Raw genomic sequence first — 7,533 nt, forward strand, 5'->3', positions numbered from 1 at the left:
CCACGCGCGCGGCGAACAGGCGCGCGGCGGCCTTCGCACCGGCTTCCCGCAGCCGCGCCGCGCGTTCGCGCCGGACCGGCACGGGCAGCTGCGGCATGCGCGCGGCCGGCGTGTCCGGCCGCTCGGAATAGGGGAAGACGTGCAGGAAACTCAGGCCGCAGGCCTCGACCAGCGACAGCGTCTCGGCGAAATGCGCCTCCGTCTCGGTCGGGAAGCCGGCGATCAGGTCGGCGCCGAAGACCATCTCGGGGCGCAGGCGGCGCGCCCGCTCGGCCAGCGCGATGGCATCCGCGCGCAGGTGCCGCCGCTTCATGCGCTTGAGGATCAGGTCCGCCCCATGCTGCAACGACAGGTGCAGATGCGGCATCAGCCGCGGCTCTTCCGCGATCAGCCGCCAGAGATCCTCATCCACCTCGACCGGATCCAGCGAGGACAGCCGCAGCCGAGGCAGGTCCGGCACCAACGCGAGCAGCCGGCGCACCATCTGCCCGAGGCTCGGCCGCCCGGGCAGGTCCGGGCCGTAGGAAGTGATGTCGACCCCCGTCAGCACCACTTCGCGGTAGCCGGCGGCGACCAGGACGCGCACCTGCTCGACGATGGCGCCGATCGGCACGCTGCGCGACGGGCCGCGGCCGAAGGGGATGACGCAGAAGGTGCAGCGATGGTCGCACCCCTGCTGTACCTGGACGAAGGCGCGGGCGCGGCCGGCGAATTCGGTCACGAGGTGCGCCGCCGTCTCGGTCGCGGCCATGATGTCCGTGACGGGGGCGGGTGGGGCGTCGAGCGCGGCCCAGGTCTCCGGCTTCAGCTTGTCGGCATTGCCGACCACGCGATCCACGCCGGGGATGGCGGACCACTTCTCGGGCGCGATCTGCGCGGCGCAGCCGGTGACGATGATGCGCGCGCCGGGGTTGTCGCGGTGGGCGCGGCGGATCGCCTGGCGCGCCTGGCGCTCCGCCTCCGCCGTCACGGCGCAGGTGTTCACCACGATGGCGCCGGCATGGCCGGCCTTGGTCGCCAGATCGCGCATCGCCTCGGATTCATAGGTGTTGAGGCGGCAGCCGAAGGTCAGGACCTCGACGCTCATGGGGCGAAGGCCTCGAGGTCGAGCGTGCCGGTGAAGGCGGTGGCGACCGGGCCGGTCATCAGCACATGGCCGTCGGCCTCGCGCCATTCCATCACCAGCTCCCCCCCCGGCATCGCGACCGCGGCGCGCCGGCCGGTCAGGCCGCGGCGCGCGGCGTTGACGATGGTGGCGCAGGCGCCCGAGCCGCAGGCGAGCGTCAGCCCCGCCCCGCGTTCCCAGATGACGAGGCGGATGCGATCCGGCCCCAGCACCTGCGCGAAGCCTATATTGGCGCGGTCCGGGAAGATCGGGTCGCGTTCCAGCGCGGGCCCGAGCCGCGCAACATCGATCGCGTCGAGGTCGGGCACGAAGAAGGTCGCGTGCGGATTGCCCATGGAGCAGGCGGCAGGATCGGCGACGGGGCCGAGCGCGAGCGGGAGGTGGAGCGTGTCGACCTCCCGTGCCAGCGGCACGTCCCGCCAGCTGAGGCGAGCGGGCCCCATATCGGCCCGCCACAGCCCGCCGGGCAGGCGTTCGACCGGCAGGTCGCCCGCGATGGTCCGCACCACGACGCGGTCGGCGCCCCGCTCATCGGCGACCAGCGATGCGACGCAGCGCGTCGCGTTGCCGCAGGCGCCGGCCTCGGACCCGTCCGGGTTGCGGATGCGCATGAAGACATCGGCGCCGGGCGGCGGCGGCTCCAGCAGGATGAACTGGTCGCAGCCCACGCCGCGGTGCCGGTCGGCGATCGCGGCCGCCCGGGCGGGTGTCACGGGCAGCGCGCCGGCGCGCGCGTCCAGCACGACGAAGTCGTTGCCGAGGCCGTGCATCTTGCGGAATGGAACCATGCTGGCGGGATATGCCCCGCCGGCCCGCGCGATCCAAGGGCTTCCGGCGCGGGCCAGCCCCGCCCGGGCGGCGGGGTCAGCCGTTCAGGAGCCGGTCGATGTCGTCCTGCGCCAGGTCGGGGCCGGCGGCCGCGGCCGGGGAGACGGTCTCGACATGGCCGATGACCTCGAGCTTCGGCACATCGGCGGGCGTGCCGCCGGGCATGAGGCCTTCGAGCATCGTCTCAACCTGCTGCAGCTGCTTGATCGCGCGGCGGATGCGCTGGCCGGTGAGGTCCTGGAAGGAGCAGGCCTGGAAGATCTCGTTGACCTTCTCGGTCAGGGCGGCGATGCCGGCCGGGTCCTGGCTGCCGCTGTCGAGCCAGGTCTGGATGGCCTCGGCGGCCTCCAGGATGGTGTCGGCGGCGGTCTCGGTCGCCTGCACCACGGCTTCCAGCTCAAGGCCGGAATTGCGGGCGCCGCTGGCCGGGATGGCGATCAGGCGGGCGATCTGGGCATGCACCTCGGCGATGCGGCCGGCGATGTTCTCCTCGCTCATGCCCATGAGCTGGACGGAGGCGGCGACCTCCGCGCTCAGCTCGGCGATCCGGCGGTCGAGGAAGGCGCGCATCTCGGCGAATTGCGGCGCGAGCGCGTCGCGGACGGCGTCGGCGGCGATGGGCGGCAGGGCATCGGCGATGGTCACGGGCGGGCCTTCCGTCGCGGGGCGGGAACGGTGCACAGGTAACACCGGGGATGGTGAAGGCTCCGTTGCCGGGCGATGCGGGTTGCGTGAGGGGGCGGGGAGGGGTATAGGCCCGCCTCCCCGCGCCAGGCCGCCCACGGACATGCCTGGCCGGGATGCTTCCCCGCCGCATGGTGCGGCCCCGGCATCCGGGCGCAAGGCGGGAAGCGCGACCCCGAGGAGGGCCAAATGTCCAAGATGAAGACGAAGTCGAGCGTGAAGAAGCGCTTCCGGCTGACCGCCTCCGGCAAGGTGAAGGCGGGTGCGGGCAACAAGCGTCACTGCCTGACCGCCAAGACCACCACCATGAAGCGCCAGAACCGCGGCATGTTCGTCCTCGACAAGCAGGACGGGGATACCGTGAAGCAGTGGCTGCCCTATGGGCTGGACCGGTAAGGAAGGGGACGCACCATGGCTCGTGTAAAGCGCGGCGTCACCAAGCACGCCCGTCATAAGAAGGTTCTCAAGCTCGCCGAGGGCTATGTCGGCCGGTCCTCGACCGCCTACCGCCCCGCGCTCGAGCGCGTCGAGAAGGCGCTGCAATACGCCTATCGCGACCGCCGCAACAAAAAGCGCGAATTCCGTGGCCTCTGGATCCAGCGCATCAACGCCGCGGTCCGGGAGCACGGCCTGACCTATTCCCGCTTCATCGCCGGCATCAAGGCGGCGGGGATCGAGATGGACCGCAAGGTCATGGCCGCGCTCGCCTTCGACGAACCGGCGGCCTTCGCGGCGCTGGTCGAGCAGGCGAAGGCGAAGCTCGCCTGAGGCCGGCGGCCTCGGGGCTTTCCCGGGGCCATCACAGCGTCTAGCAGAGGGCCGCATCCCGGGTGACCGGGGCGCGGCCCTTCGCATGTTCCGGACATGGTGCCCATGAACGACGACCTCGCTTCCCTGCAGGCCGAGACGGAGGCCGCCATCGCCGCCGCCGCCGACCTGCGCGCGCTCGATGCCGTGCGCGTCGGCGTGCTCGGCAAGTCCGGCAGCCTGACCGGGCTGCTCAAGGGCCTCGGCGCCGTGCCCGCCGAACAGCGCAAGGACCGCGGCGCCGCGCTCAACCGGCTCAAGGGCGCGATCGAGGCCGCACTCGACGCGCGCCGCGTGGTGCTCGACGCCGCCGCGCTCGACGCCCGCCTGGCGGCCGAACGCATGGACGTGACCCTGCCGCCGCGCCCCTTCGCCGCCGGCACCGCGGCCGAGGGCGGCATCCACCCGATCGCGCGGACCATGGAGGAACTCACGGCGCTGTTCGGCGCCATGGGCTTCGCGGTCGCGGAAGGGCCGGACATCGAGAGCGACTGGCACAATTTCGGCGCGCTCAACATCCCCGACCACCATCCGGCGCGGCAGGACCACGACACCTTCTACCTGCCTGAGGCGCATGGCCGCCGCCCCGTGCTGCGCACCCACACATCGCCGGTGCAGATCCGCACCATGATCACGCAGGCGCCGCCGATCCGCGTCATCGTCCCCGGGCGCACCTATCGCGCCGACCATGACGCGACGCATTCGCCTATGTTCCACCAAGTCGAGGGCCTCGTGATCGACCGCGGAATCACGCTGGGGCATCTCAAGGGCTGCCTGATCGACTTCCTGCGCGCCTTCTTCGGCATCTCCGACCTGCCGGTGCGCTTCCGCTCCTCCTACTTCCCCTTCACCGAGCCCTCGATGGAGGTCGACATCGGCTGGAGCCGCAAGACCGGGGAGCTCGGCCAGGGCGGCGACTGGCTGGAAATCCTTGGCTCGGGGATGGTGCATCCGAAGGTGCTCGCCAATTGCGGCATCGACCCGCGGGAGTGGCAGGGCTTCGCCTTCGGCATGGGGATCGAGCGGATCACCATGCTCAAGCACGGCATCCCCGACCTGCGCCCCTTCTATGAGGCCGATATCCGCTGGCTGCGGCATTACGCGAGCAGCCCGCTGGCGCCGGCGACGTTGCATGAGGGTGTTTGAAAGGTCGGGGGAAAGCATTCCCCCGAATCCCCCTTCTGTTTTTGGCTGTTGGACTGTCGCGCCCGGCGCGGCGCCGAGTGATGGTTTCCAAAGGCCCTTCGGCCTTTGGTGGGGTGGTTTGGAGGGGCAAGGCCCCTCCAAGGACACGAGGCCGATGCAATGAAGTTCACGCTGTCCTGGCTCAAGGACCACCTCGACACCGCCGCCGGCGTCGATGAGATCGCCCGCACCCTGAACGCCATCGGCCTCGAGGTCGAAGGCATCGAGGATCGCGGCGCCGCGCTCGCTTCCTTCCGCATCGCCCGCGTGATCGAGGCGGTGCAGCACCCGAATGCCGACCGGCTGCGCGCGCTGCGTGTCGATGTCGGCGACGGGCGCGAATTGTCGGTCGTCTGCGGCGCCCCCAATGCCCGCACCGGCATGATGGGTGTGGCGGCGCTGCCCGGCGCCTTCATCCCCGGCACCGGCATCACGCTGAAGGCGGGCGAGATCCGCGGCGTGAAGTCCGAGGCGATGATGCTCTCCGCGCGGGAGATGGGCCTCGGCGACGACCATAGCGGCATCGTGGACCTGCCGGCGGATGCGCCGCTGGGCGAATCCTACGTGACCTGGGCCGGGATGGACGACCCGGTCATCGAGATCAGCGTCACGCCCAACCGCGGCGATGCACTGTCGGTCCGCGGCATCGCGCGCGACCTGGCCGCGGCCGGGCTCGGCACGCTGAAGCCGTGGTCGGCGCCAACGGTATCGGGGACCTACAAGGCGCCGCTGAACTGGAAGATCGAGGATCCGCGCGCCTGTCTCTGGGTGCTCGGCCGCGCGGTGCGCGGGGTGAAGAACGGGCCCAGCCCGAAATGGCTGCAGGACCGGCTGGTCGCGATCGGGCTGCGGCCGATCAGCGCGTTGGTCGACATCACCAACTACTTCACCTTCGATCTCGGCCGCCCGCTGCATGTCTTCGACGTGGCGAAGGTGAAGGGCACGGACCTGACGATGCGCATGGCCCGCGCCGGGGAGACGCTGACGGCGCTCAACGGCAAGACCTACGCGTTGACCGAGGAGGACGGCGTCATCGCCGACGCCGCGGGGGCGGAAGCGCTCGGCGGGGTCATCGGCGGCGAGCATTCGGGCTGCGACGAGGCCACGACCGAGTGCTTCATCGAATGCGCGCTCTTCGACCCGGTGCGCATCGCGCTGTCCGGCCGGCGGCACGATGTGCGCACGGATGCGCGGGCGCGCTTCGAACGCGGCCTCGACCCCGCCTTCCTGCCGGATGCGCTGGACGCGGCGACGCGCATGATCATCGAACTGTGCGGCGGCGAGGCGAGCGAGACCTCCTTCGCCGGCGCCGAGCCTGCCTGGACGCGGTCCGCCACGCTGCGCTTCGACCGCGTGCGGGACTACGGTGGGCTCGATCTGCCGGCGGACGAGTCCGTCGCGCGGCTGACGCGCCTGGGCTTTGCCGTCGAAGCGCGCGATGCGGAGAAGGTGACGGTCGCCGTCCCCTCCTGGCGCAACGACATCGCCGGCGACCTTTCGGCCTATCGCGCCGGCGGCGGCACGCTGACGCAGTTCGAGGGCCTCGATCCCGCCCGCGCGGCGAAGGCCGCCGAGGGCCAGGCCGCGATCGAGCCGGAATGCGACCTGGTGGAGGAAGTGCTTCGCCTGGGCGGCCTCGATGCCGTGCCCGCGGTCTCGCTGCCCGCGCTCGCCGTCATCCCGCCGCCCGCCTTCACGGCGAAGCAGGCGCGCGCGGCGCTGGCGCGGCGCGTGCTGGCCGCGCGCGGCATGCAGGAAGCGGTGACCTTCGCCTTCATGGAGGCGAAGACCGCAGCCATCTTCGGCGAGACGCCCGACGCGCTGCGGCTGGTCAACCCGATCGCCGCCGATCTCGACCAGATGCGCCCGACGCCCGTCGCCTCCCTGCTGCTCGCCGCCGCGCGCAACGCGGCGCGCGGCTTCGCCGACGTGGCGCTGACGGAACTCGGCGCCGCCTATCGCGACATCACGCCGGATGGCCAGGCCGCGGTCGCGGCCGGGGTGCGGCATGGGGCGACGCCGCGGCATGTCGCGGCGCCTTCGCGCCCGGTCGATGCGCTGGACGCCAAGGGCGACGCGCTCGCCGTGCTGGAGGCGCTGCGCGTGCCGATGGCCGCGCTGCAGGTCACGGCCGATGCGCCGGGCTTCTACCATCCGGGCCGCTCGGGCGTGGTGCGGCAGGGACCGAAGACCGTGCTCGCCACCTTCGGGGAGGTGCATCCGAAGGTGCTCGCCGCGCTCGACCTGCCGGGCCCCGCCGTGGCCTTCGAGGTGTTCCTCGATGCCGTCCCGGATCCCAAGCGGCGCAAGAAGGGCGCGCCGGACCTGCCACCCTTCCAGCCGGTGCGGCGCGACTTCGCCTTCATCGTGGAGGAGAAGGTCGTGGCCGACGCGCTGCTGCGCGCCGCGCGCGGGGCGGACAAGGTGCTGATCGTCGATGTCGCGCTGTTCGACGTCTATCGCGGCAAGGGCGTGCCGGAAGGCTCGAAGAGCCTCGCCATCGAGGTGACGATCCAGCCGCGGGAGGCGACGCTGACCGACGCGCAGATCGAAGCGCTGGCCGACCGCGTGGTGGCCGCGGTGGTCAAGGCGACGGGCGCGACGCTGCGCGCATGAGCGGCCAGGCGGGCAAGCGCGGGCATCTCGCGCTGCTCGCCTGCGGGCTCGTGCTGGTCCTCTCGGTCTGGTTCGCCGGCACCGTCGCGGTGCCGGGGCTGATCGCGGCGGGCGCCGTGACCGCGGGCAGCGCGGCCTGGCTGACAGCGATGGTGCAACTGGGCTTCGTCGCGGGCACGCTCGTCTCGGCGCTGCTGTCGCTGGCGGACCGGTGGGATCCGCGCCGGCTGTTCCTGGCCTGCGCGCTGCTCGCGGCGGGCGCCTCGCTCGCGCAGACGCTGGTCGCG

7 protein-coding genes and 1 pseudogene are annotated in these 7,533 nt (G+C 72.0%); 5 read left to right on the forward strand and 3 right to left on the reverse strand.

The annotated features are described in order from the left end of the window. The 3 genes from mtaB to HW577_RS16490 all read right to left on the reverse strand — a co-directional run. A partial coding sequence (mtaB, locus tag HW577_RS16480) for a tRNA (N(6)-L-threonylcarbamoyladenosine(37)-C(2))-methylthiotransferase MtaB (RefSeq protein ID WP_198377241.1) occupies nt 1–1,087 on the reverse strand: 1,087 nt, incomplete at its 3' end. After that, nucleotides 1,084–1,914, reverse strand: a complete 831-nt coding sequence (gene dapF, locus HW577_RS16485; RefSeq protein WP_198377242.1) for a diaminopimelate epimerase — start codon at nt 1,912–1,914, stop codon at nt 1,084–1,086. The genes dapF and mtaB, both read right to left, overlap by 4 nt. Before the next feature lie 76 nt (nt 1,915–1,990). Then, complete coding sequence (locus tag HW577_RS16490; protein ID WP_198377243.1) at nt 1,991–2,599, reverse strand: hypothetical protein; 609 nt, start codon at nt 2,597–2,599, stop codon at nt 1,991–1,993. Between the two features lie 228 nt (nt 2,600–2,827). On the opposite strand from HW577_RS16490, the gene rpmI reads away from it, so the two are divergent. The 5 genes and pseudogenes from rpmI to HW577_RS16515 all read left to right on the forward strand — a co-directional run. Further along, nucleotides 2,828–3,034: a 50S ribosomal protein L35 gene (gene rpmI / locus HW577_RS16495; protein WP_198377244.1), complete on the forward strand. Its 207-nt coding sequence runs from the start codon at nt 2,828–2,830 to the stop codon at nt 3,032–3,034. Between the two features lie 15 nt (nt 3,035–3,049). Continuing rightward, entirely contained in the window at nt 3,050–3,406 is a 357-nt protein-coding gene (rplT, locus tag HW577_RS16500; RefSeq protein WP_168040551.1) for a 50S ribosomal protein L20, read from the forward strand. 105 nt (nt 3,407–3,511) lie between these two features. Beyond that, on the forward strand, nt 3,512–4,591 hold the full coding sequence (gene pheS / locus HW577_RS16505) for a phenylalanine--tRNA ligase subunit alpha (protein WP_198377245.1): 1,080 nt from the start codon (nt 3,512–3,514) through the stop codon (nt 4,589–4,591). A gap of 159 nt (nt 4,592–4,750) precedes the next feature. Then, entirely contained in the window at nt 4,751–7,246 is a 2,496-nt protein-coding gene (gene pheT / locus HW577_RS16510; protein ID WP_198377246.1) for a phenylalanine--tRNA ligase subunit beta, read from the forward strand. Next, a pseudogene (locus HW577_RS16515) lies at nt 7,243–7,533 on the forward strand (MFS transporter); the annotation flags it as partial. The gene pheT and the pseudogene HW577_RS16515, both read left to right, overlap by 4 nt.

It is taken from the genome of Neoroseomonas rubea (assembly GCF_016106015.1).
Classification (GTDB): Bacteria; Pseudomonadota; Alphaproteobacteria; order Acetobacterales; family Acetobacteraceae; genus Neoroseomonas; species Neoroseomonas rubea.